The following is a 24,624-nucleotide window of genomic DNA, read 5'->3' as shown; positions in this document are numbered from 1 at the left end:
AATCGTGGACAGAACCGGCATGCCGATAGCCGTCGTCGCGTCGCGGATCCGCCGTGAGGAGCGGCTCATCCTGGAGTCGTTCGAGCGACGAGGCGTGCGCTGCGAACATGTCGATCCGCGGAAGCTGACGGTGCTGCTCGCCGACGGCCGGCCGCCCTACCGCGCCGCGCTGATGCGGGAGGTCAGCCACAGCCGCGCCACGTCGGTCGCGGCGACCTTCGGCGCGCTCGGCGTCCCCACCCTCAACCGCCTGGGGGTGCTGGACGTCTGCGGCGACAAGCTCCGCACCGCGCTGGCGTTCCACGCCGCCGGGCTGCCGATCCCGCGGGCGGCGGCCGCCTGGGGCGTCCCGTCCGCGCTGGACGCCATGGCCAAGCTCGGCCACCCGGTGGTCGTCAAGCCGGTGACCGGTTCGTGGGGCCACCTGACGGCACGGGTCCATGACGACGAACAGGGCAGGGCCATCCTCGAGCACCGGGCCGCCCTGCCGAATCCGCAGCAGCACGTGTTCTTCCTGCAGGAGCACATCGACAAGCCCGGCCGTGACATCAAGTCCTACGTCGCGGGCGATCGCGTGGTGTGCGCCATCTACAAGAACGCGGTCGGCGACTGGCGGACCAACACCGCCATCGGGGGCGCGGCGACGCCCTGCCCGATCACGCCGGAGCTGACCGAGCTCGCCGTGGCGGCGGCGCACGCGGTCGGGGGCGGCTTCCTCGGCGTCGACCTCCTGATCGACCGGGAGGGGCGGATGTACGCGAACGAGGTCAACCACACGCCCGAGTTCCACGGCGCCATCGACGCGACAGGAGCCGACGTCGCGGGATTCATCGCCGACTGGGCGGTCGCCGAGATCGAGTCGCTGGAAGCCGGCGGCCATCGGGAGGTGTCGCAGCGATAGGCACGACCACCGGCCGGCGTTCGCCGCTCGCCCTGTGGAGCGCGCCCCGCTCCCGCTCCACGGTCTTCTTCCGGATGATGCTGGAACGCCGCGACCTGCTCTGCCTGCATGAGCCGTTCTGCAACATCGCGAACGACGGGAGCACCGAGGTCGACGGCCTCGTGCTGGATTCCGCCGATCGCCTGATCGACGTCATGCTCGAACTCTCCGAGCGGCGGACGGTGTTCTTCAAGGACACCACCGACTGCCGGTACGACGTCGTGTTCGAACGCCCGGATTTCCTGCGGAGCACACGGCACGCGTTCCTGCTGCGGGATCCGCGGGAGATCATTCCGTCGTTCGCCGCGATGAAACCGGACATGGCCGTCCACGAGGTCGGCGTCGAGTATCTCCACCGGATCTACCTGGCGGTGCTCGACGCCGGCGGCGACGCGGTGGTCCTCGACTCGGACGACTTCGTCGACCACCCGGAGCGAACCGCGCGGGCGTACTGCGCGGCGGCCGGCCTGCCCTTCGACGCCGGCATGCTGAGCTGGCGGCCGGGGGACAGGCCGGAATGGCGCCAGTCCGCCCCCTGGCACGTCGACGTCGGCGCCAGCTCGACGGTGCGACGACGGAGGACGAACTACGACCGGACGATCGACACCGATCACCTGCTGCGCGGCTTCTACGAGCACCATCTGCCGTTCTACGAGTACCTGCGGCAGCGGCGAGTACGGCTCGCCTGAGGCCGTCTTTGTAGGGTCTGACCGGTTGCCTCTCGTAGACTCCTCGATTACTGTTGCCTCAGCGATAAAAATCAGCAAAAACAACATCCTGGCGGCCATGTCGAGACGACGGAGAGGAATGTTCGAAGTGACCGGCTCCGGTGGCAGCTCGCAGCTCTGCCAGGTGTGGGCCGTCCTTCCCGGCGCCCGGTCCCGTCGGACGCGTGACGACGCCGCGGTGGGCGAACGGACGCCGACCGGTTCACGACCGCCCGCGTGGACCGCACCGCCGTCCATGCCCGGGGGCGGAGTCCCGATGGGGACGCCGGATCGACGCACGTGAAGGCTGCGCTCAGGTTCATCGAATCCGAGAGGCACGGTTGATGATCATCTCTACGCCGCCGTTCTGTCCCGTGCGGTTCCAGGATCCCGATCTGCTCGACTCCGCTTTCCACGCCTCCACGGACATGCACGCGCTGTGGGCGCACCTGCGCGACAACCGGCCGGTCTACCGGGCGGACCCCGGCCGCGGGCGGGAGCCGTTCTGGGTGGTGACCCGCCACGAGGACGTCAGCCGGGTCCTGCGCAGCCACACGGAGTTCTCCTCCCGGCGCGGCACGATCCTCTGCGTGCTCGACCTCAACACGCCGGACATCGCGACCGACGACATGCTGGCCGACACCGATCCGCCGAGACACCGTGAGTTCAGGGAACCGCTGAACAAGGCGTTCAGCCCGGCCGTGATCGCCCGGCAGGAGGGGTCCATCCGGAAGCTGGCGCGGCGGACGATCCTGACCGCGCTCGAAGCCGGCGACGTGTACGACATGGCAAAGCCGGCGAGGATGTTCCCGATGGCCGTCTCCGCCGAGATCATGGGCCTGCCCCCCGAGTCGTGGGAGCGGCTGTCCGAGCTGGTCATGATGACGATCGCGTACGACGACCCGTCCTACTCCGTCGGCAGCGCGCAGGCGACCGTCCGCCAGGCCCGGCACGAGTTGTTCGAGCATTTTCGCGACGAGTTCGCGCGCCGTTCCCGCGACGACACCGACCCCGACGTCATCGGCGTGCTCCGGGCGATGGACCTGACCGAGGGACCGCTGTCGGAGCGGCAGGCGGTGCTGAACGGCTTCGTGCTGCTCATCGGCGCCAACGTCACCATGCCGCACGCGCTGGGCACCCTGTTCACGCTGATGGCCCAGTACCCCGAGAAGTTCCAGGCGGTGCGCGAGAATCCCGACCTCCGCCCGACGTGCCTTCAGGAGGTCCTGCGCTGGGCTTCACCGGTCACGGCGCTGATGCGTTACGCCGTCCGGGACGTCGAGCTGCAGGGGCAGACCATCCGGGCCGGAGAACCGGTCACCGCGTGGCTCGGCGCGGCCAACCGCGACAAGCGGGTCTTCAAGGACCCCTACACGTTCGACGTCACGCGGAATCCGAACCGGCACGTCGCCTTCGGCGTGGGACCGCACTACTGCATCGGCGCCGGCCTGGCCAAGGCGAGCCTGAAGATCTTCCTCGACGAGCTGCTCGACCTGGTGGAGACCGTCGAGATCGCCGGTGACATCGAGCACGTCGCCTCGCACTTCGTGTCGGGCTACAAGAGAATGCCGCTGCGGCTGACGCCACGGAAAGCGGCCGTGCGGTGAGCGGCCACCCGATCCGCCGCGGCGACACGAGGTCGTGGTTCGACCACCGGCTCCGCTCCGCCGCCGCGAGCCACAGTCTGTACTGCTTTCCCTTCGCGGGTGGCTCCTCGAACTACTACACCGACTGGAAGCGATACTTCACCGGACCGATCGAACTGGTGCCGGTGCAGCTGCCCGGCCGCGGCGCCAGGATGAGCGAGCCGCCGGCGACCGACATGCATCCGCTCGCCGACGAGATCGCCGGCGTGATCGCGCGCGAGCCGACCGAGATCCTGCTGTTCGGGCACAGCATGGGCGCCATCCTCGCCTACGAGGTCGCCCGGCGGCTCAGCGTCCTCGGCCGTCCGGCCCGGCACCTGTTCGTGACCGGTCGCCCCACGCCGACGATCGTCCGACCGCCGGCCCCCGTCAGCGACCTGCCCCGCCCCGAGTTCGTCCAGATGTTGCGCGAGTACGGCGCCGCCGACGAGGCGATCTTCGATCACGACGACCTGCTGGACGTGCTCATGCCCATGATCCGGGCGGACTTCGCGATGATCGAGCGCTACCGGTACCGCCCGGGACCGCCGCTGTCGTGCCCGATCTCCGCGTGGTGCGGGGACGGCGACCCCGAGGTGTCACCGGAGGCGATGCGGCCCTGGGCGGACCACACCTCGGGGAGATTCGAGCTCACCGTGTTGCCGGGCGGGCACTTCTTCCTCACCGAGAACCGGGCCGAGATCGTGCGGGCCGTCCACGCGGCGAATCGGGAGGCCCGGGGGACGCCCCGCTCCGCCGATGCCGTGGAGCATTCCTGAGACCGTCCGGGGCGCCGGGCACGGCGATCCGCTGAACCAGGCAGACTACCGACGAGGAGCTCCCGACAATGGATTTCGATGTCCCACCGGAGACCGTCGAGTTCGCGGCCGAGGTCGACGAGGTCCTGAGGGCGCCACGGACCGCGCGGCTGCTGCGTGACGTCCTCGAACGGCAGGACGGGATGGACGGCGACGTCCGCGAGCTGTACCGGCACCTCGGCGGCGCGGGCATCCTCGCGCCCTCGTGGCCGGTCGAGTACGGCGGCAGGGCCGCCGATTTCACCGCGACCGTGGCGCTGCTGGAGAAACTCGTCGCCTACGGCATACCGCAGAATCTGTACTGCATCTCGGTGCAGAACGTCGGCTCGCTGATCCTGGCGGCGGGCAGCGAGCGGCAGCGCAGGACCCTGCTGCCGGCGATGGCCGCCACGGACGTCACGGCGTGCATCCTGTTCACGGAGCCGGAGCACGGGTCCGACCTGGCGGGCATCACCACGACGGCGGTGCGCGACGGCGCCGGATGGGTCATCAACGGACGCAAGACCTACAACCTCAAGAGCGCCTACGCCGACCTGGCGCTCTGCGCGGTGCGCACCGATCCGCAGGGCAGCCGGTACGAGGGGATCAGCCTGTTCCTGGTGCCGCTGGACGCACCCGGTGTGGTCATCCGCCCCCTCCCCAGCCTGGCCGACGAGCAGTTCCACGACATCTGGTTCACCGACGTGCACGTGGACGAGGACGCGCTGTTCGGCAGGGTCGGCGCGGGGTGGTCGCTGATCACGCAGATGTTCGCCGCCGAACGCACCGGGCTGGACTACTACGCGCGGGGGAGGCACTGGCTGGACATTGCCGCCGAGCGCCTCACCCGCGACGGCCCGCCGAGCGGCCTCGTCGGCGCCGACCTGGCGCGTCACCGGACGAGGATCGCGGCCAGCAGGCTGCTGAGCTGCCAGGTCATGCAGAACCTGCAGGAGGGCAACGCCGACATCGCCGAGTCGTCGTTCGCGAAATGGCACTGCAGCGAGACCGCCCAGCGGATCGCGTGGTGGGCCTCCGACACGCTCGGGCTCGAACTGCTGGAGCCGGGACCCGGCGTGGGCGATCGCGTGCTCGAGGCGGCGTTCCGGGAGGCGCCCGGAATGACGATCTCCGGCGGCGCCTCCGAGGTGATGCTCGACATAGCGAGCAGCGCGCACGTATTCGACAACGGCCGTACGGGGGACTGACCGCCATGGACCTGCGACTCGATCCGCTTCAGGAGCGTCTGCGGGACGCGGTGGACGCGGTGCTGACCCGCACCGGCGAGCCGTACGCCCAGCTGGCGACCATCGGCGTGCCCACACTCAGCGCACCGGAACGCTTCGGCGGCCTCGCGCTGGGGCTCACCGCCGACATCGTGGTGAACGAACGCCTGGGGTACGGACTGGAACCGCTCGGCTGTTACCGCGCGACCGCCTTCGCACTCGACCTGCTCGACGGCGACGACATGCCCACGGAAGACCTCGCGGAGGTCGTCGCCGACCTGCACAAGGGAACACGGCACGCGGTGGTGGCCGGCGCGCCCGGCCCCGCGACGGCGCGGGTGGCGTCGGACGGGAGGCTGTGGGGCGAGTCTGAGCCGCTGCCTCGCGGCGACATAGGGCTGTGCGTGGCACGGGCCGTACGCGACGACGGCACCGCCGGGTGGCACCTGGTGGTGCCGGAGAGCGGCACCTGCTCCGTCGAGTCCATCGATCACTTCGGCACGCCCGCCTCGCGGTTGCGGTTCGGCGGAGCCGCGGCCCGGCCCCTGACGGTGAGCACGGAACACTGGGAGCGTGCCCTCGCGGCGGCGAGGATCCGCCAGGCGGCGCTGCTGCTCGGCATGGCCGGCCGGATCTCGGACGTGGCTCGGGCACATGTCAACACGCGCGTGCAGTCCGGCAAGCCGCTCGTACGGCACCAGACGGTCGCGCATCGGCTCGCCACGCTGATGGGCGAGGCGGTCGGCTGGCGACTGGTCCTGCACGAAGCGGCATGGAAGATCGACCGCGGCGAACGGTGCTCCACGGCGGCTGTCCTGGCCGTCGCGGCCGAACACGCGCGCCTGGCCAGTCGTACCGCGCTCCAGCTGCACGGCGTACGGGGAATGCTGGCGCATTCGACGACCGCGACCGCCTACCGGGCGATAGCCGTGGAATCCGTCCGCCTGGGCACGCCGGCCGGCCTGTGGCTGGAGGCGGCATCCGCCACCTGACCGCCTCGACGCCGCGCCGGTCCGCGCGGCGACATTGTGCCGGGGCCCGGGACCCCGGCACGGCCGTCGTGGGCGGGGCGAGCGATTCCGCCGCCGCGCCGGGCGCTCACTTGCCGAGCGAGCCGTTCAGTGCCGCGGCGGAGAAGTTCTCGGGCAGCGGGAGCCCGAAGAGCACGTGCAGGGCGGCGAGGAACGCGTTGCGCTCCGATTCGCCGATCGCGCCCCCGCGCCGGACCGTCTTGGCGGTGGTGGCGGCCAAGCCGAAGGCGCCGGGGAAGTCGGCGGCGGAGAGCGCCGCACAGATCTTCACGGCGGCCTTGGACGCCGTGGACTCCGGTTCTCCGGAGGCCGCGGCGGCCGTCACGTGATCACCGGCGATTCGCCCGATCTGCTCGCCCAGCTGGGCCTTGACCGACACGGTCTCCTCCATCCGCCCCGCCACCAGCAGGGAGGCGTCCAGCCACTCGGGCTCCACGCCCTGCGCCGAGCCGACCCGGGCCACCGGCAGCACCGCGACCGGCGGGTTCTCGACCTCGACGTCGAGCGTCAGCAGGCGCAGCCACAGCAGATCGGCCGCGATCGCCTCCGATGAGGAGACCAGCGTCGCCGCGCCCGCCGCGTACTCGGCCACCGCGGTGAGCAGCGGCGTCGGCTCGATCGACACGGGCACGGCGGCGATTCCGTCCGCGGCCTCGGTGAGGCTCCTGGCCCGCAGCGCGGGCGCCCAGCGCACCTCGCCGGCCGGGTCGGGGTGCAGCACGGCGAGCGGCGCCCGGCCGAGCGAGACGGACTCGGCCGCCTCCCCGTGCCCGGCGGCCACCAGGTCGGCGAGGTAGGCCTGCATGGTCTCCTCCGGGGTCAGGCCGTCGTGCCGGCCGGCCCGTACGGCCACGCCGGTCTTGATGACCGGTGGCGTCAGCCAGCTCTCCGGGTCGGCGCCGGGCTCGTGCTCGCCGAGGCCGAAACGGATCGGCAGCCCGATGGCGTGCGCGAACTCGAGGTCGGCGACCGAGTGCGCCGGGTTGACGATGACCGCACCGGTGCCGAACTCGGGCTTGGCCCAGTCCGCCACCCAGACGGGCAGCAGGTCGCCGTGCAGCGGGTGGCGGACGAACCGGCCGCTGAAGTAGGGGCGCGGCCGCACCCGGGTCCCCGCCAGCGCCTCGTGGTCCGGGTGGACCACGACGGCGCAGGCCGCGGTGAACGGCGACCAGTCGGTGGTGAAGGTGCTGAGGAAGCCGCCGCTCGCCGCGCCGGTCGCGGGATCGGCGAAGGGCAGCCGGAACTCGGCGCCCCGGGTCCGGCGCGGCGTCTTCCGCTGCTTGGCGTCCACCCGGGCTCCCCAGGAGGGCGCGGAACCCGAGACCACGCCCGCCAGCGCGGCCGGCGAAGGCACGTAGGAGAGCGTCCACGGCCCGGTGTCGTCGTCGGCGGCGCTCACCGCGATCCGACCGGCGGACGCCAGCGCCCGCAGCAGCTCGACGACGGGGGCGGAGGGTTTCGGCGCCGGGGAGCCGGTGAGCGCACCGAGCCTCTCGCCGGCGGCCGCGACGGCCCTCAGCCGCCGCTCGTGCAGGTCGTCGACCGGCGTGCCGATCACCAGGACCTTACTCGTCATGTTCGTCTCCACACGGGTGCCTTCGAGTTTACGCAGGCATGTTAGAGCGTCTTACGACATGACTGCCGGTGAAACGTCGGGGCAGGCGCGGGGATCCGGCGCGGTGCGCGTCAAGAACGTACAAGACGTGGCCGCCGGGAGTCGGCACGGTAGAGCGGGCAGGGCCGACAGGAGTGCCCGAGGTCGTACCGGTTTGGAGCTCGCACAGTGGTCGTTGATCAGGTTTCGAAGGCGTCGGGGCAGGTTCCCCTGTCGGTCGGACAGGAGCAGCTCTGGTTTCTGGAGCAGATGGCGCCCGGGCTCGCGACGTACAACGTCGCGGTCGCCCACCGGATTAACGGCCCGCTGGACTCCCGGGCGCTGGGCGTCGCCCTCACCGAGCTGGTACGCCGGCACGAGTCGCTGCGCGGGACCGTGCGCACGCTCGACGGGACGCCCGGAATGGTGTTCGCCCCGCCGTCGGCCGTGGACCTGCCGGTCGGCCTGCTGGACGAGGAGAGCCCCGAGGCACGCGAGGCCCGGCTCTCGGAGGAGCTGCGCGAGCACGTCTCCGGGTCCTTCGACCTGGTGGGCGGGCCGTTGTACCGGTTCAAGCTGTTCCGCCTCTCGGCGCAGGAGCACGTGCTGTCGCTCGTCTTCCACCACATCGTCACCGACGGGTGGTCGACCAGCCTGATGCTGCGGCAGCTCCAGGACACCTACGCCGCAGCGCTCCGCGCCGACGCGCCGGAGAGCGAGCCGGGCGGCACGGCGGCGGACGAGCCGGCGCCGGTGCGCTTCGCCGACTTCGCCGCCGAGCAGCGCGCCGCCCTCGACGGCGGCGAGCTGGAGGAGCAGCTCGAATACTGGCGGCAGCGGCTGGACGGCGTCGTTCCGCTGGAGCTGCCGGCCGACCGGCCTCGCCCCGCCGAGCCCAGCTTCGCCGCCGGCACGTCGAGCGCCGACCTGCCGCCGGAGCTGCTCGCGGCGGCGCGCGCGCTCGCCGCGGCCGAGGGCGTGTCGCTGTTCATGGTCCTGGCCGCCGCGCTGGCCGTCGTCCTGGGGCGGTACACCGGCGAGGAGGACGTCTCGTTCGGCACCGCGACGCTCGGCCGGACCGACCCGGAACTCGAACAGGTCGTCGGGTACTTCACCAACATGGTGGTGCTCCGCACCGGCCTCCAGGACGACCCCACCTTCCAGGAGCTGCTGGCCCGGGTCTCCGACACCCTGCTGGACGCCTACGACAACCAGGACGTGCCCTTCGAACGCGTCGTCGACCGCCTCCGGCCGCATCGCGACCCCGGCCGCAACCCCCTGTTCGGCGTCTCCGTCCAGTTCCTGACAGAGCAGACCGGCGGCACCGGGCTGGACCTGCCGGGACTGACCACAGAACCCGTCGAGATGCCGTCGCTCGGTGCGCGCTTCGATCTCGCGCTGACCTTCGCCGAGTCGGCCGGCACGCTGCGGCTGCTCGCGGAGTACGCCCTCGACCTTTTCGACGACTGGCGGATCGAGGCGCTGGCCCGCCACCTGGCACAGGTGCTCAGGGCGGCCTGCGCCGAGCCCTCCCTGCGGGTGTCGGAGCTGGCGCTGCTCGACGACGCGGAGATCGAGGAGCTGCTCGCCGCGGGTACCGGCGAGATGCTCACCCACGCCGACGAGCCGGTGCACGCGGCGATCGCCCGGCGCGCGCTGGAGCAGCCCGACCACGTCGCCGCGATGTACGAGGACGACAGCCTGACCTACCGGGAGCTGGAGCAGCGGGCGTTCGAGCTCGCCGCGTTCCTGCGCGGCCGCGGGGTGCGGCACGGACAGGTCGTCGCGGTGGCCATGGAGCGCGACCTCGACGCGCTCGTCACGCTGCTCGGCGTGCTGAAGACCGGAGCGGCGTACGCGATCCTGGACCCCTCGCATCCCGCGAGCAGGCTGGAGTACATACTCAGGGACACCGCGGCGCCCCTGGTGCTGACGCAGAGCCGGGTGCGGGACGGCATACCGGACTCGGAGAGCTGGTCGGTCATCGAGGTCGACCGGGAGCGGGAGGCGATCGCCAAGGCGGGAGTCGGCTGCGAGGCGTGGGACGAGGAGGCCGGCCGCGACTCGCTGGCCTACGTGATCTACACCTCCGGCTCGACCGGCAAGCCCAAGGGGGTGCTCATCGAGCACCGGGCACTGCAGTCGTTCATCGCCTCCTACCGGCGGGTGTTCGACCTCCGGCCGGACGACCGGATGCTCCAGCTGGCCGCGCTGGCCTTCGACATGTCCCAGGGTGAGATCTTCGCCGGTCTCACCGCCGGGGCGAGCCTGGTCCTGGTCGACAAGGAGACCGGCGCCTCGCCCGACGCGCTCGCGGCGCTCATGCGGGCGCGGGAGGTCACCTACATCTGCATGTCGCCGGCGATGCTGGCGCTGGTCGAGGGCGGGCCGTACCCGCGGTTGCGGAAGATCATGGCGGGCGGCGAGGCGGTGCCCGCCGAGATGGTCGCCAAGTGGAACCTGCCGGGACGCCGGCTGATCAACTGCTACGGGCCCACCGAGGCCGCCGTCGGCTGCACTTCCTACGAGTGCCCGCACGAGCCGGCCCGCAGCGCGCCGCCGATCGGCACGCCGTTCACCGACCGGCGCATGTACGTGGTCGACAAGGCCGGGCGGCTCGTGCCACGCGGTGTCCCGGGAGAGCTGCTGATCGGCGGCGAGGAGGGCCTGGCACGCGGGTACCTCAACCGGCCGGATCTGACGGCCGAGGCGTTCGTCGAGGACCCGTTCCGTCCCGGCGGCCGGGTCTACCGCAGCGGCGACCTCGTCCGGTGGAACCGGGACTACCAGCTGGAGTTCCTCGGCCGCGGCGACGGCCAGGTGAAGCTGCGGGGACTGCGGATCGAGCTGGAGGAGATCGAGTCCGCGCTGATGTCGCATCCCGACGTCGGCGTCGGCGCGGTGACGCTGCGGCCGGACCGGCGGGGTGAGAACCGCCTGGTCGGCTATACGTCGCCGGCCGCCGACCGGGTCCCGGACGCGGCCGAGCTGCGTGCGTACCTGGCCGAGCGGCTGCCCGAGTACATGATCCCGACCGCGTGGGTGGCGCTGGACAGCCTGCCGCTGACCACGGCGCGGAAGGTGGACCGCAAGGCCCTGCCGGACCCGGAGGACGCCGACCCCGAGGAGGACTACGTCGCCCCGCAGGGCCGTACGGAGGAGGTGATCGCCCGCATCTACGCCGAGGTGCTCGAGGTGGAGCGGGTGAGCGCGACGGCGGCCTTCTTCGCGGTCGGCGGCAACTCGCTGCAGGCGATGCGCGTGGTCAGCCGCCTCGGCAAGGAGTTCGGGGTGAAGATCCGGCTGCGGACGATGTTCGCCGACGCCACGGCGCGTTCGGTCGCGGCGGAGGTGGACCGGCTGGTGGCGGCGAAGTCCGCGAAGCGGGCGGACGCCGGTGCGGAGACCGGCCGTGTCCGCTGACCTGCTGCTGCCGTTCGGCGGCGGCGGCAAAGCGCCGCCGCTGTACTGCGTGCACTCCGCCTCCGGTTCCGCCTACACCTACCTGCCGCTGGCCGGGCTGCTCGGCGACCGGCCGGTGGTGGGCATCGAGGCGCCCGGCTACGACGGCGACGGCCTGCCGCCCACCGATCTGCGCCGGCTCGCGGACGACTACGCCCGCGCGGTCGACGACGATCGCGCGGGGCGGGAGGTGTGCCTGCTCGGCTGGTCGATGGGCGGCTCGGTCGCCTGGGAGATGGCCCACCGGCTGCTGACCAGGGGGTGTCCGGTGGCGCTCGTGGTGCTGGTCGACGCGCTGATGCACCACGCGGAACCGGTGCCGCCGAGGGAGGCGATGCTGGCCGGGTTCGCCGTCAACCTGGTCAGGGAGGCGGGGGAGGGCCGGGCCGTGCAGGCCGTGGCCGACGCGTTGCGCGCGTGGCCGGCGGGCGCGCCGGCCGAGGACGCCTGGCGTCTCCTGCGCAGCGCCGGTCTGATCCCCGAGGATCTGGACGCCGAGACACTGGGCCGCCGGTTCGAGGTCTTCCGGCGCAACGTCGAGGCACTGCACGGGTACGTGCCCGAGCCCGGCTACCCCGGGCCGGTGCTGGTCGTCGAGAGTGCCGGCTCGCCGCGCGGGCCGCTGCGATGGACGGACGTGGCGCAGGACGTGCGCACGGTCACCGTGCCCGGCGACCACTTCTCGATGTGGCGTGGAGCCGGCCTGACGGCGCTGGGCGCGGCCGTACGGGAGACGCTGCGCGAGGTGTCGTCCATGCGACCGGAAGGAGTGCGGTGATGACCGCGCGGACCTCGGCGTCCGCGGACGGCACCGCCGCCAGGCCGAGCCTCTGGCGCAACCGGGACTTCCTCACCTTCTGGTCCGGGGAGACCTTCTCGCTGTTCGGCGCCCAGATCACCGTGCTGGCGCTGCCGCTGACCGCGGTGATCACCCTGGACGCGCAGCCCGAGGAGCTCGGTGTCCTGCGGTTCCTGCAGATGATTCCGTACCTGCTGCTCGGGCCGCTGTTCGGGGTCTGGGTCGACCGCCATCGCCGGCGTACGGCGATGATCGGGGCGAACACCCTCCGCCTGGTGCTGATCGGGCTGGTGCCGCTGCTGGCCTGGCTCGGCCGGCTGGACATGACGTGGCTGCTGGTGATCACCTTCGGTGTGGGCATCGGCGCTGTGCTCTTCGACATCAGCTGGATGTCGTTCGTTCCCACGCTGATCCGCGACCCCGACTACCTGGTCGACGCCAACTCCAAGCTGGCCACCACCTCGGCGAGCGCGGACGCGGTCGGGCCCGGCCTGGCGGGATCGCTGGTGAACCTGCTGACGGCACCGGTCGCGATGGCGGTCAACGCCGGGACGTACCTCGGCTCGGTGATCTCGCTGCTGCTGATCCGCGCCAAGGAGGAGCCGCCGGCTCCGGCCGCGCCCGGACGGCGGATCACCGCCGAGCTGGTGCAGGGACTGAGGTTCGTCGCGGGCAACCGCCTGGTGCGGTGGATCGCGTTGGTCGGAGGCTCGGCGAACTTCTTCCTCTCCGCGACGCAGCCGATGTTCATCCTGTACGCCGTGCGTGATCGGAACGTCCCGGCCTCGGTGCTGGGCCTGATCTTCTCCGTCGGCGCCTGCGGCGGGATCATCGGCGGCATCGTGTGCCGGCGGCTGACCCGGCGGCTGCCCCTCGGGCGTGTCTACGCCTGGGCGCTGGTCGTGGCGTTCGTGCCGATGCTGCTCCTGCCGGCAGCGGCCGGGCCGGATCTCCTGGCGGACACGCTGTTCACGATCGCGTGGTTCCTCGGGCCGCTGGGACTGACGATCGTCAACATCCTGATCATCAGCATCCGGCAGAACGTCACGCCGCCCGTCCTCCTCGGGCGGATGAACGCGGCGGTGCGTGCCGTGATGTTCGGGCTCGGCGCGCTCGGCGGCCTGCTCGCGGGGCTGCTCGCGGGCGGCATCGGGGTGCATCAGACCCTGTGGGCGTCGACCGCCGGCTCGGTGGTCTTCGTCCTGTGCGGGGTGCTGCTCTCGCCGCTCAGCCGCTTGCGGTCGATGCCGGAGACGGAAGCCGTGCCGGAGACCGAGCGTGCGTAACGGCCCGGACTGGTTCCCAGCGTGTTCCGGAAGTGGCGGGCGAAGTGCGACTGGTCGTAGAAGCCGGTGGCCGCCGCGACGAGTCCCGGTGGCATGCCCTCCAGCAGCAGTTGCCGCGCCCGGTCCACCCGGCGGCTCGTCAGGTACTGGTGCGGGGCCAGGCCGAATTCCCTGGTGAACGAGCGGACGAGTTGTGTGGCGTGCGTTTGCAGCAGTTCCGACGCCTCCGCCAGGGTCAGGCCCTCCACCAGCCGGGCGTCGATCAGGTCGCGGAGCCGCCGGGCGATCCCCGAAGACGGCCGGCGCGATCCGCGCGGGGTGCCCGTCAGGTGTTCGCGCAGGCGTTCCGCGACGAACCCCAGCCGGCTCTCGGCCTCCAGAGCCTCGCCGTCCTGGTTCAGGGCGACGTGCAGCAGGTGGATCCGATTCCGCAGTTTCGGGTCCACGATCACCGGTCTGGTGGCGGCGGCGCCGATGAGTTCGTCGCCCAGTAATACGGGATCCAGATAGACCACCCGTTTCCGGAACCCGTGCGGGGAAACCGAATCGCCGTTGTGCGCGACCTGTGGCGGGAGAAGTGTGACGAGCTGGTCCAGCGCGCTGTGTTCGTGGCGGTCCACATCGAAACGAACAATGCCGTCGTCGACGATGAGGAGCGTCCACGCCGTATGCGTGTGCATCGGATAGACGTGATCGGTTATCCGCGCATGAAGCACTTCTCTGATTCCGCATACGGGAGGCCGCCAGGCGGTGACCTCCCGGCTCCTGACCGTGGGCATGACCGAATTTTATCAAAAATGCGGCATTTCCGATGAACGCGATGCGCCTTCCGCCGCCGGCCGCGTCACAGGCTGCGGACGTAGCCGCCGTCGCAGCGCATCGCCGTCCCCGTTATATAGGAGGCCTGCGCGCTGCACAGGAAGGCGGCGGCCGCCGCGAACTCCGCCGGCCGGCCGTAGCGACCCGCCGGAATGGCCGCGAGCGAGGCCCGCCGCACCTCGGCGACGCTGCGGCCGGTGCGCTCGGCGTTGGCGGTGTCGATCGCGGTGGTGCGCTCGGTCTCGATCCGGCCGGGCAGCAGGAGGTTCACCGTCACCCCGTCCGCCGCGACCTCGGCTGCCAGGGTTTTGAGATAGCCGGCCAGGGCGGCGCGGCCCAGGTTGGAGAGCGCCAGATCGGGGATCGGAGCGGCGATCCCACTGGACCCGACCGCGAGAATGCGGCCCCAGCCCCGTTCCCGCATCGCCGGCAGCGCCAGTGCCACCAGGCGCAGCTGCTGACGCAGCGTGGCGTCCAGCGCGGCGTCCACCTCGGCCAGGCCGAGGCCGCTCGCCGGACCCGGCTTGGGGCCGGGCCCGTTGAGCACGAGCACGTCAGGCGGGCCGAAGGCGGCGACCGTCGCCTCCAGCAGCCGGGCCGGGCCGTCCTCGGCCAGCAGATCCACCTCGACGCCCGCTGCGGCGGGCAGCCGGGCGGCGATCCGCCTGGCCAGCTCCCCGCGCCGTCCGCAGACCACCGTCCTGGCCCCCTCAGCCGCCAGCGTCCGGGCGATCGCCTCGCCCAGCCCGCCCGTCGAGGAGCACACGAGCGCCGTGCGCCCGGAAAGTCCCAGATCCATGGGCGTGTCGCGCCGATCGGCTAGCGGCCCGCGACCCGGTCCATGACCTGGTCGCCCTGGGGGTTGCGCTTGACCTTGATGCGCTTCTGGTGCGGGTCGCTGCTCATGATCTTCGGCAGCAGCCCGGGCAGCTCCGGGGACTCGGTGAACGGCGACCACAGCGGGCCGTCGTACAGGGCACGCAGGTCGGTGATGCTCAGGCCGCTGATCCACTCCAGGCGGGCGGCCAGCTCGCGGTCCTCCTCGCCGCCCGCCAGCAGCGCGCGGATCCGGTCTTCGTCGGGAAGCAGCTCGGGATGCTCCCCGGCGAGGTAGTCGTGCAGGTTCTCGGCCTGTCCGGCGAAGGGTGAGTACACCATGCACACCAGGTGCGAGGTGGTCAGGTTGAACGCGTCCTCGCCGTACCGGGTCGCGGCCTCGCGCATCGACTTGATCCCGACCTCGGTGGCGTAACGCTGCCGCATCTGTTCGACGAGATGCTCGGGGAAGTGCTTGCGACGCATCAGCTCCAGCGCGAAGTCGGCGTACTGGGCGATGCCCTCGTCGTAGCCGCGCTTGTACACGTGCTCGGTGCGCAGCCCGCGTAGATGTGCCATGAGCGCGGGGTTGGCGCAGTCGGACTCGGTGAAGTTGAAGGCGATCTCGTCGAAGACGAAGCCGAGGAAGTCCGTCAGCAGGCTCCAGTGCGCTCCCGAGGCGTAGCTGGTGTAGTCGTAGATGGAGAAGAACTCCAGCCGCTCGGAGATGTCGTGGTCGACCCCGCGCTCCCGCACCCGCTCCGCGTTCTTCGCGCCATGGATCTCCTCGAAGTAGCCGCGTGCCAGGCCGTCGATGGTCTCCAGGGTGCCTTTGAAACCCTTCCGGCTGTCGGCGGGCTTCAATTTGGCGCCGCGGGCGAGCTGCCGGATCCACAGGGCGTAGTCCCGCTGCTCCTGCGGCGAGTCCCCGGTGATGATCAGGTCCACGCCCCCGCCGTGCCGGGCCGCCACACCGAAGGAGTTGGCCACGTTCACGTTGCAGGCGTTGCAGAAGGTCGCGCGGCCGTCGCCGTAGGTGCGGTGACCGGACATCAGGATGTCGACCCGATTGAACTCGATGAGCCGGTGGGGCATGCCGCGGTCCCGCTCGAAGGGCCTGACCTGGTCGCCCTCGATGAGCAGCAGCTCCGCATCGGGGTCACCGTAGAGGCCGAGCGCCTGATAGGTGCGGTCGATGTTGTGCATGACCTGGTAGGGCATGCCGCCGTGCCGCATGGTGACCACGCGGAGCCGGAATGTCGCGCCGTGGCGTTCGGCGAGCGCGAGGTGGACCGCGCGCATGAAAGCGACCGCGTACGCGCTGTCCTTGCCGCCGCCGTAGGCGACCATCACCGTGTTCGAGGGGAGATCGCCGGGCCGGGGCAAGCTGTTGTGGAGCTTGGTGGCGCACTCTTCGACCGCCGGCACATCCTGTTCGGGGAGGGCTTGCCGCAGGTCATCCAATAACGTAGTACGCATCGAAACCCTTCACAGAACGGTATGCCAAATCGACACCGCAGGTCAGAGGTATCAGAGTTCGGATAATCGGGACTGGCGCGTCCTCGATTTACATGCGGGTCAGCCAATCACAGATGTTGATGATCTGTCCAGACCCGGCGTCATGGATCGCGAAATGCCTGCGTTGCCGTCTTCGCCGTATACCGAGAGTGCTTTGACGATTTCACTTCGGATGCGTTGATTACCTTCTTGAGCGCGTGCTAGCTTCTCTGGAGCTGCCGCCGTTCGTCACTCACCATTCGAGGCTCGCAGGTGAACACCGAAGTTTGTTTTCGGTCGCCCTTTATTCGCGTCGCCTTCAGTTGGCCAATCATGGACCTTCGGCTTTTGGAGTGCAATCATGCCCGAACTGGGAAGCGTGCTGACACCGAAGCTCACAACGGCAGGCGTCGAGCTTCTGGACACGACCTTGCGGGACGGCTCCTATGCCGTCGACTTCCAGCTCGACGAGAAGTTCGTGATTGAGCTGCTCGGCCGCCTCGACCTGACGCCGATCCGGAAGGTCGAGTTGGGACACGGACTCGGCCTGGAGGCTGAGCGGACCGGTATCACCCCGTGCAACATCGACGTCCACCGCTGGTGTGAGATCGCCGGAGCCGAGCTCACGCACACGGACTGGGGCATGTTCGCCCAGCCGGGCTTCAGCCGGCTGAGCACGCTGGCGGAGTTGTGCTCGGCCGGCATGTCCTTCGTCCGCATCGGCATGGAGGCGGAGCAGGTCGCCGACAACCTCGGCTACATCGGGCGGGCCATGGAGCTCTGCGACCAGGTCTACCTCAACCTGATGAAGACCAGCGTCACGCCGGCCGCGGACCTCCCCGGCCTGCTCAGCGGTGTTCCCTCCGGGATCGCCGGGCTGTACATCGTCGACTCGTACGGCTCGATGCTCCCCGGCGACGTCCGGGAGTACGTGACGGTCGCCGGTGAGCTGTTCGACGTCGTCGGCTTCCACGGCCACGACAACCTCGGCATGGCGACCGCGAACAGCGTGGCCGCGATCGAGGCGGGCGCCACGATCGTCGACGGCACGCTCAACGGCATCGGCCGCGGCGCGGGCAACGCCCAGCTCGAGTCCCTGGCGGGCATCCTGCAGGTCACCGGCGAGGACCGGTTCGACTACAAGGAGCTCGCCCGGCTGGCGGAGCTGTGCCGCACCACCTTGCGGGTGATTCCGGACGACCGGAACATGCAGGTGCTCGGCGGAGTGATCGGCGTCCACTCGGGCTTCTTCCCCCTCATCGAGCAGTTGTGCGTCGAGTGCGAGGTCGACGCGGCCTCGCTCATGGAGAAGGCCGCCGACCTCGCGCGGACCAGCGTCGGCAAGAACGACATCCACGCGGCCGCCGAGCGGATCTCCCGCCGGGACGCGGCCGGCGCTTCCCTGTGACCACCGTGAACCCCGAAAGCCCAAAGGTGCCCTGGAGGAACGCATGAGACTGGCCAGATTCGCGACCGCCCGCGGCGACGAGGTGCGCGTGAGCCGCGGCGGAGACTGGCTGCCGGTCTCCGGTACGGAGGGTCCGGTTCACCTCACGGACCTGCTGCGGGACCCCGCGCGTGCGCGACTCGAGGCGCTGCTCGACGCGGCGCGGGAGACCACCGCCCCGGCCGGCGACCCGCTCGAGTCGGCGCTCACGATCTCCGACCGCGGAGACATCTGGGGGGCCGGACTCAACTACCGCGGCCACTCCGAGGATCTGAACACCGAGCAGCCGAAGTCCGGGCCGGGCTCCTATCTGCGACCGCGGAACTGCCTGATCGACAACGGCGGGCAGATCGTGCTGCCCGCCCAGGCCGGCACGGTGACGGCGGAGGCCGAGCTCGGGCTCGTCATCGGCCGTGAGTGCAAGGACGTGCCGCGCGACGAGTGGCGGTCGGTGATCGCGGGCGTCACCGCCGTCCTCGACCTGACCGCGGAGGACGTCATCCGGGAGAACCCGCGCTACATCCCCTGGGCGAAGGGCTTCGACACCTTCTGCAGCATCGGCCCGCAGTTGGTGACGCTGGACGAGTTCGCCTCGGACGAGCTCGCCTCCCTCCGGGTGTCGACGGTGCGGAACGACGAGGTCGTCGCCACCGCGCTGGTCTCCGACATGAAGTACGACCTGGGGTACCTGGTCGAGTACTTCACCGCCGGCCGGACCTTCACACCCGGCACGGTGATCTGCACGGGCACGCCCGGCGCCGTCCCGCTCCGATCCGGGGACACCGTCAAGGCCGTGGTCGAGCGCGTCGGCACGCTCTCGCACGTGGTGAAGGGCTGACCATGATCGGCCGGCAGACATCATTGGCCGACGCGCTGCTGCGCGCCGTGGAGGAACACGCCGACCGCGACGCCATCGAGACCGTGGACGGCGTGCTCAACTACCGGGAACTGGGCAAGCACGCCTCCGACCTCGCCGCACGGCTGGAGGCGCTCACCGCCCCCGGCGAGTTCTTCGGGATCGAGGCCGAGCGGACCTCCGCCTCGATCGTGGCCATGGTCGGCGCGCTGGTCGCCGGACGCCCGTTCGTCTTCATCGACCCGCGTGACAGCGAGTCCTCGAACACCACCAAGGTCTCCCTCCTGGGCGTACGGCTGCTCGCCCGCAGCGCCCCCGGCTCCCCGGCGGCCGAGCTCGTCACTCCTCCGGCCGAGTGGGGTGGCGGCGCGGACGGCGCGGAACCCGTGCGGGGCCACGGCCGGATCGGCTACGCCATCCACACCTCGGGCTCGACCGGCGAGCCCAAGTGCGTGCTGGTCCGCGCCGACCCGCTGACACCGATGATCGAGGACCACGTGCGGGTCCTGGAGCTGGATACGCGGTCGCGTACGCTCCAGTTCGCCCGCCTGACCTTCGACGGCTGCATCACGGAGATCCTCTGGACCCTGACGTCCGGCGCCTGCCTGGTGATCGTGCCCGAGACGATGCTCAGTCCGGGAGCGGTGCTCCAGGACACCCTCGAGACCTACCGGATCACCCATCTGAAGACGACCCCGTTCGCGCTGACGGCGACGGAGCCGACGAGCGGCATGGCTCTCAGGCATGTGGTGAACGGCGGCGGGGCGTGCCGTCCGGCCGTGCTGCGCGCCTGGTCGGCGGTGGCGGCCTTCCACAACGCCTACGGACTGACCGAGACGACGGTCTGCAACCTGCTGACCGGCGTGCTGGACCCGGGCGAGTGCACGGCGTCGGTGCCGCTCGGCGAGATCGTGGGCGACTGCGCCTGCGAGATCGCGCCCCTCCCGTCCCCGGACGGTGCCGGCTCCGCCGGCGCGGAGCGCGGCGAGCTCGTCATCAGGGGCGAGAGCGTCGCCGTCGGATATCTCACCGCCGAGGGCCTGCGGCCCTTCCTCGACGACGAGGGGGGCCGGGTCTACCGGACGGGAGACATCGTCGAGCGCCGTGACGACCGGCTCTACTACGTCGAGCGGCTGGACCGGCAGCTCAAGGTCCGGGGCTACCGCCTCGACCCGGGCGAGGTCGAGAACGCCGCCTGCCGCCTCGACGGGGTCGCCGAGGCGGTCGTGGTGGCCGAGGCGCACGAGGCGGACGAGGCCGCCGGCGATGACGCGCTGGTCTGCTACTACCAGGGTTCCGCGACCCCCCGGGAGCTGCGCGCGCACCTCGAGGCGGTGCTCGACGTCTACAAGGTCCCCTCCGTGATCACCCGGGTCGAGACGATGCCGTACACCCGCAACGGCAAGGTCGACAGGGACGCCCTGCGTACGGGCCGCAGGGCGGCGCGGGCGGAGCCCGCAGCGCTGGGCCCGGCCGAGCAGGTGCTGGAGCTGGTACGGCGGCTCACCGGGGTGACGGACGCCACTCCCGACGACAACTTCTTCATGCTCGGCGGCGACTCCGCCTCCACGGTCCTGCTGGTCAACAAGCTGAAGGAGCTCGGCTGGATGGACGCCGGCGTGCGTGACGTGCTCCGGGCGGAGAACCTGCGCGCGCTCACCGACCGGCTGACCGGGCAGGGGGTGTAGCCGCGATGTGTGGCGTGTGCGGGATCTACTCCCCGGCCGGCCGTTTCGACCGCGGCGTGGTCGCCGCCATGCACTCCCGGCTCGTCCACCGGGGGCCGGACGAGACCTACTCGCTGAACACGGAGTCGCTCGCCGTCAAGCTCGGCAGGCTCGGCATGAACGGCCTGGCCGACGGCTGGCAGCCGGCGGAGGAACGCGGCGGCCGGTACGCCGCCATGACCAACGGCGAGGTGTACAACGCCGGGGAGCTGCGCCGGCGGGCCGGAGCCGACCACCTGGCGAACGGCGTCGACGTGGCCGTCATCCCGGAGCTGGTGGCCCGGCACGGCATCGGAGGACTGAGCCTGATCGACGGCCAGTTCGCCACCGTCATCCTCGACCGGGCGGAGAACGCGCTGATCCTGGCCCGCGACCGGTTCGGGATCTGCCCGCTCTACTACACCGTCACCGACTCCGGCGTGCACTTCTGCTCCGAGCTCAAGGCACTGGTCCAGGGCATCGACCGGTCATGGAGGCTGGACGTCGGCGCGGTGGACCAGTACCTGTCGCTGGGGAACATCGTCGCGCCGCGCACGCTCGTCCGGGGGGTGTACGCCGTGCCGCCCGGCTGCGCCGTACTGTTCCGTGCGGGTGACCGGCAGCCGGAGACCCACCGCTACTGGCGGTACGGCGAGTTCGAACCGGCCGCTGAGACCCCGTCCGGCGCGGAGCTGCGTGAGTGCCTGCGACAGTCGGTGCGCGACCGTCTCCACGCGGACGTGGAGATCGGCGCCTACCTGAGCGGCGGCTTCGACTCCACCGCCATCCTGATGGAGTCGGCCGCCCTGCTCGACCGGCCGATCCGGACGTTCTCCGTGGTCTTCGACGACCCGGCGCTCGACGAGGGCCGCTTCCAGCGCGAGGTGTCGGAGCTGGCCGGCAGCAAGCACGAGCAGATCCGGTGCAGCCGCTCCGACGTCGTCTCCGCCTTCGAGGAGATGGTCCGGCACTGCTGCTATCCGCAGCGTGAGACGTACAACGTCTCGGCGATGATGCTGGCCGGCGCGGTCCGGGCCGCCGGGGTCAAGGGAGTGGTCTCCGGCGAGGGGGCCGACGAGCTCTTCTTCGGCTACGACTCCTACGCCTTCGACAGCTCGCCCCTGTCCCGGCGCACCGCCCGGCCGGAGAACGAGCAGGCCTGGGGCCGGGCCGACTTCGGCTGGGAGGTCGACTGGCGGCGGGTGGACCGGCGCCGGGACGTCTGTCTGACGCGGCGGGCCCGCGAGGCCCTGGCCGGCCAGGAGTTCTGGCGGACCCGGCTGATCCCGTTCTCCGAGGACGAGGTGAGGTCGCTCTCGCAGATGCAGCTCCGCTCCATCTCCGATGTGTACGTCCAGCTCTCGGGGCACCTGCTCGGCGACCACGGCGACGCGATGGTGATGCGCAGTTCGGTCGAGGGCCGGTATCCGTTTCTCGGGAACTCCGTGGTCGCCGCCGCGCTGCGCACGAGCGACCAGGCGAAGATGGTGGACTTCGAGGGCAAGGCCTGCCTGCGGTCGGCGTACGCCGGTATAGTCCCGGACTTGGTGCTGCGGCGCGGGAAGCACGGCTTCACGGCGTACGGGCTGCGTGAGATCACCGATGAACGCACCTGGAACGGGTGGCGCGAGCTCGTCGCGGCGTCCGGGGTCTTCGACCCCGGCGCCCTCGACGCCGACCCGGACCAGGGTCCCGCGGACAAGTGGGACTTCACGATCAGCGTGATCAGTATGGCGATCGTGATGGACGAGCTTCGGCTCGAACTCTGACCGTCGCTCGGACGGCTCGGGCGGCAGAGGCAGCAGGCAGCGGGAGAAGGAGGAGTGGGTGAGCGCCGACGGGCAGGATGTCGTCGTCTTCCCCGGAGCAGGGTCGTTCGGCGGCGAACTGCGGCCCCTGGTGGCGGGCCTGGGCGCCTCGGCGTGGCTCATGCGCTATCCCGGCCGCTTCGGCGGCGGCTTCGGCGGCTCCGCCGGGTCGTACCGGGAGCTGGTCGACACCTGTGCGGAACAGGTGCTGCGACGGCGCCCGCCGAGGTGCGCGCTCGTCGGGCACAGCTTCGGCGCCTACGTCGCCTGTTCCACGGCCGTGGCCCTGGAGAAGGCCGGGGTCGAGCTCTCCGGCCTGGTCGTCATCGGCGCCGCCGCGCCGAGCCTGCTCACCATCCCCGAGGAGGCCACCCGGGACGTCGAGGGCACCGCCGCATATCTCGCGGTGGTGGACCCGGGGCTGCCGGCCGCGACCGACGAGTGGCGGGAGGTCGTGGCCGAGACGGCGCTGCGGGACCTCCGGCTGCTCAGGGAGTCGATCGGCGCCGGGCTTCCACGGGTGTCCTGCCCGGTCCTCGCCGCCCGCGGGCGCGACGACCCGCTGACCTCCGCCGAGAGCGTCGCCGCCTGGGCCGAGGTCACCGACGGCGGATGCGCGGCGCACGTCTTCCCCGGCGGGCACTCGGAGCTGCTGCGCTCGCCCGAACTCGAAGGAGTGCTGTCGGATGCCCTACGCCTCGGCTGAGGACGGGACGCGGATCGCGTTCGACGTCCATGGGGCGGGCCCGGTGCTGGTCCTCCTCCCCGGCCAGGCCAACGACCGTCACTGGTGGGATCTCGTCCGCGCGGACTTCGACGCTGTGCGCACCACCGTCGCCGTCGACCCGCGCGGCGCGGGCGAGAGCGACAAGCCGGATGTGCCCTACAGCACCAGGCTCTTCGCAGCGGACGTCCGCGCGGTGCTCGACGAGCTCGGCGTCGAGCGGGCGGACGTCTACGGCACGTCCATGGGCGGCCGGGTGGCGCAGTGGCTCGCGATCGACCAGCCGCACCGGGTGCGCTCGCTGGTGCTCGGGTGCACCTCGCCCGGCGGCCCGCGCGCGGTGGAGCGGGACGACGGCGTTCGCCGGGCCCTGGCGTCGAGCGACCCCGCGGCCGCCCGCGCCGCGCTCCTCGACCTGATGTACACCCCCGCCTGGACGGCCGCGCACCCGGGTCCGTACAACACGCTGGGCGATCCGGGGATGCCGTCCTACGCCCGCGCGCATCACCTGCGGGCCAGCAACCGGCACGACGCCTGGGACCTCCTGCCCGGGATCGACGCACCGACCCTGGTCGTCCACGGCACCGACGACCGGCTCAACCCGGTGGAGAACGCGCACCTGCTGGCGGAGCGCATCCCGGACGTGACCCTTGAGCTGATCCCCGGAGCCCGGCACGCGTACTTCGAGGAGTTCCGGGACGTCGCGAGCCCGCGGGTGCTGAGCTTCCTCGAGCGGAGCGGCTGAGACCGCCGGCCCGTCCGCACCTGCCGCGATCCGCTCAGGGGTGAGAGCTCAGATGGGTCTGGATGGCCTCCATGACCGCCTGCGGGGAGGCCGAGCGGTTGAAGGTGGCGACGACGATCTGGTGCTCCCGGTCATCCTTCGGCTGTTCGAGGTGGTGAAAGGTCGCGATCACGTATCCGAGGGCGTGGTCGAGAGGACCGGAGGGGTCGTAGGTGCCGCCGGCGCGTAGCCAGCCGCGCAGGACCTGGTTGTGCGCGGCCACGACCGAGGCGGCCATCAGCTCGGCGCGCAGACCGGCGTCGGGGGAGCCGGCCAGCCAGGCGCCGATGAACTCGCGGAAGAGCCGCTGGTAGCGGGCGACGCTGGCGATCTCCCGGTCACGCAGGGCCGGGACGCGGCCGACGAGGCGATAGCGGCGCAGCGACACCTCCGCGTCCGCCACGTAGTGCGCCAGCACGATGCGGACCGCGTCGGTCACGGCGACGATCGCGGTGTCCGCCGTCGAGGCGCGCAGGCGGGCGTCCACCTTGGCGAGCAGCGTGTCGTGGTCGGGGAAGATCGCGTCTTCCTTGGACCGGTAGTAGCGGAAGAACGTGCTGCGACTCACTCCTGCCCGGGCGGCGATGTCGTCGACCGTGGTCTCGTCGTACCCGTTCTCGTCGAACAGTGCCACCGCCGCTTCGGCGAGGCGATGGCTGATGGGCGGTGTGGGCATGCGGCCATTGTCGCGGACCCC

19 protein-coding genes and 1 pseudogene are annotated in these 24,624 nt (G+C 71.2%); 15 read left to right on the top strand and 5 right to left on the bottom strand.

Annotated elements, in window-relative coordinates:
• Positions 1–4 precede the first annotated feature (4 nt).
• The 6 genes from ACQP1K_RS16885 to ACQP1K_RS16860 all read left to right on the top strand — a co-directional run bounded on the left by ACQP1K_RS16885 (position 5) and on the right by ACQP1K_RS16860 (position 6,287).
• A complete protein-coding gene (locus ACQP1K_RS16885) occupies positions 5–901 on the top strand; it encodes a RimK family alpha-L-glutamate ligase (RefSeq protein WP_433496671.1) in 897 nt (298 codons plus the stop codon).
• A complete protein-coding gene (locus ACQP1K_RS16880; protein WP_433501563.1) occupies positions 826–1,629 on the top strand; it encodes a sulfotransferase family protein in 804 nt (267 codons plus the stop codon). Before ACQP1K_RS16885 ends, ACQP1K_RS16880 begins: the two co-directional genes overlap by 76 nt.
• Before the next feature lie 362 nt (positions 1,630–1,991).
• Complete coding sequence (locus ACQP1K_RS16875; RefSeq protein WP_433496670.1) at positions 1,992–3,254, top strand: cytochrome P450; 1,263 nt, start codon at positions 1,992–1,994, stop codon at positions 3,252–3,254.
• Positions 3,251–4,051, top strand: coding sequence for a thioesterase II family protein (locus ACQP1K_RS16870; RefSeq protein ID WP_433496669.1), 801 nt, complete (start codon positions 3,251–3,253; stop codon positions 4,049–4,051). Before ACQP1K_RS16875 ends, ACQP1K_RS16870 begins: the two co-directional genes overlap by 4 nt.
• A gap of 68 nt (positions 4,052–4,119) precedes the next feature.
• Positions 4,120–5,277, top strand: a complete 1,158-nt coding sequence (locus ACQP1K_RS16865) for an acyl-CoA dehydrogenase family protein (RefSeq protein ID WP_433496668.1) — start codon at positions 4,120–4,122, stop codon at positions 5,275–5,277.
• Positions 5,278–5,282: 5 nt separating this feature from the next.
• The gene (locus tag ACQP1K_RS16860) at positions 5,283–6,287 is read left to right on the top strand and encodes an acyl-CoA dehydrogenase family protein (RefSeq protein WP_433496667.1); all 1,005 of its coding nucleotides are present in this window, start codon (positions 5,283–5,285) and stop codon (positions 6,285–6,287) included.
• Between the two features lie 106 nt (positions 6,288–6,393).
• Here ACQP1K_RS16860 and ACQP1K_RS16855 read toward each other — a convergent pair whose 3' ends face one another.
• Positions 6,394–7,905: a hypothetical protein gene (locus ACQP1K_RS16855; protein ID WP_433496666.1), complete on the bottom strand. Its 1,512-nt coding sequence runs from the start codon at positions 7,903–7,905 to the stop codon at positions 6,394–6,396.
• 207 nt (positions 7,906–8,112) lie between these two features.
• On the opposite strand from ACQP1K_RS16855, the gene ACQP1K_RS16850 reads away from it, so the two are divergent.
• The 3 genes and pseudogenes from ACQP1K_RS16850 to ACQP1K_RS16840 all read left to right on the top strand — a co-directional run.
• Complete coding sequence (locus ACQP1K_RS16850; RefSeq protein WP_433496665.1) at positions 8,113–11,346, top strand: non-ribosomal peptide synthetase; 3,234 nt, start codon at positions 8,113–8,115, stop codon at positions 11,344–11,346.
• A complete protein-coding gene (locus tag ACQP1K_RS16845) occupies positions 11,336–12,163 on the top strand; it encodes an alpha/beta fold hydrolase (protein WP_433496664.1) in 828 nt (275 codons plus the stop codon). The genes ACQP1K_RS16850 and ACQP1K_RS16845 overlap by 11 nt, the downstream gene beginning before the upstream one ends.
• Positions 12,163–13,392: pseudogene (locus tag ACQP1K_RS16840) on the top strand (MFS transporter); the annotation flags it as partial. The gene ACQP1K_RS16845 and the pseudogene ACQP1K_RS16840, both read left to right, overlap by 1 nt.
• Here ACQP1K_RS16840 and ACQP1K_RS16835 read toward each other — a convergent pair.
• The 3 genes from ACQP1K_RS16835 to ACQP1K_RS16825 all read right to left on the bottom strand — a co-directional run bounded on the left by ACQP1K_RS16835 (position 13,344) and on the right by ACQP1K_RS16825 (position 16,584).
• Entirely contained in the window at positions 13,344–14,249 is a 906-nt protein-coding gene (locus ACQP1K_RS16835) for a helix-turn-helix domain-containing protein (RefSeq protein WP_433496663.1), read from the bottom strand. The pseudogene ACQP1K_RS16840 and the gene ACQP1K_RS16835 overlap by 49 nt on opposite strands.
• A gap of 65 nt (positions 14,250–14,314) precedes the next feature.
• Positions 14,315–15,088: an SDR family oxidoreductase gene (locus tag ACQP1K_RS16830; protein ID WP_433496662.1), complete on the bottom strand. Its 774-nt coding sequence runs from the start codon at positions 15,086–15,088 to the stop codon at positions 14,315–14,317.
• Between the two features lie 20 nt (positions 15,089–15,108).
• Positions 15,109–16,584, bottom strand: coding sequence for a hypothetical protein (locus tag ACQP1K_RS16825; RefSeq protein WP_433496661.1), 1,476 nt, complete (start codon positions 16,582–16,584; stop codon positions 15,109–15,111).
• A gap of 379 nt (positions 16,585–16,963) precedes the next feature.
• Here ACQP1K_RS16825 and ACQP1K_RS16820 point away from each other — a divergent pair, with 379 nt between their 5' ends.
• From ACQP1K_RS16820 to ACQP1K_RS16795, 6 genes are read left to right on the top strand one after another with little or no spacing between them, the layout of a single operon-like run.
• Positions 16,964–18,010: a hypothetical protein gene (locus tag ACQP1K_RS16820; RefSeq protein WP_433496660.1), complete on the top strand. Its 1,047-nt coding sequence runs from the start codon at positions 16,964–16,966 to the stop codon at positions 18,008–18,010.
• A 43-nt stretch (positions 18,011–18,053) separates the two neighbouring features.
• Positions 18,054–18,887, top strand: coding sequence for a fumarylacetoacetate hydrolase family protein (locus ACQP1K_RS16815; protein ID WP_433496659.1), 834 nt, complete (start codon positions 18,054–18,056; stop codon positions 18,885–18,887).
• Between the two features lie 2 nt (positions 18,888–18,889).
• Entirely contained in the window at positions 18,890–20,593 is a 1,704-nt protein-coding gene (locus ACQP1K_RS16810; protein ID WP_433496658.1) for a non-ribosomal peptide synthetase, read from the top strand.
• 5 nt (positions 20,594–20,598) lie between these two features.
• Positions 20,599–22,380, top strand: coding sequence for an asparagine synthase (glutamine-hydrolyzing) (gene asnB / locus ACQP1K_RS16805; protein WP_433496657.1), 1,782 nt, complete (start codon positions 20,599–20,601; stop codon positions 22,378–22,380).
• 58 nt (positions 22,381–22,438) lie between these two features.
• Positions 22,439–23,125 (top strand): thioesterase II family protein, encoded by a 687-nt coding sequence (locus ACQP1K_RS16800; RefSeq protein WP_433496656.1) that lies wholly within the window; start codon positions 22,439–22,441, stop codon positions 23,123–23,125.
• Positions 23,106–23,888 (top strand): alpha/beta fold hydrolase, encoded by a 783-nt coding sequence (locus tag ACQP1K_RS16795; protein WP_433496655.1) that lies wholly within the window; start codon positions 23,106–23,108, stop codon positions 23,886–23,888. The genes ACQP1K_RS16800 and ACQP1K_RS16795 overlap by 20 nt, the downstream gene beginning before the upstream one ends.
• Positions 23,889–23,922: 34 nt before the next feature.
• Here ACQP1K_RS16795 and ACQP1K_RS16790 read toward each other — a convergent pair whose 3' ends face one another.
• Entirely contained in the window at positions 23,923–24,603 is a 681-nt protein-coding gene (locus ACQP1K_RS16790; protein WP_433496654.1) for a TetR family transcriptional regulator, read from the bottom strand.
• Positions 24,604–24,624: the final 21 nt, after the last annotated feature.

The organism is Sphaerimonospora sp. CA-214678 (genome assembly GCF_050942215.1).
In the GTDB taxonomy this organism is placed as follows: Bacteria; Actinomycetota; Actinomycetes; order Streptosporangiales; family Streptosporangiaceae; genus Sphaerimonospora.
Note: the sequence above shows the minus strand (reverse complement) of the source record. Positions and strands in the feature narration are given on the sequence as shown.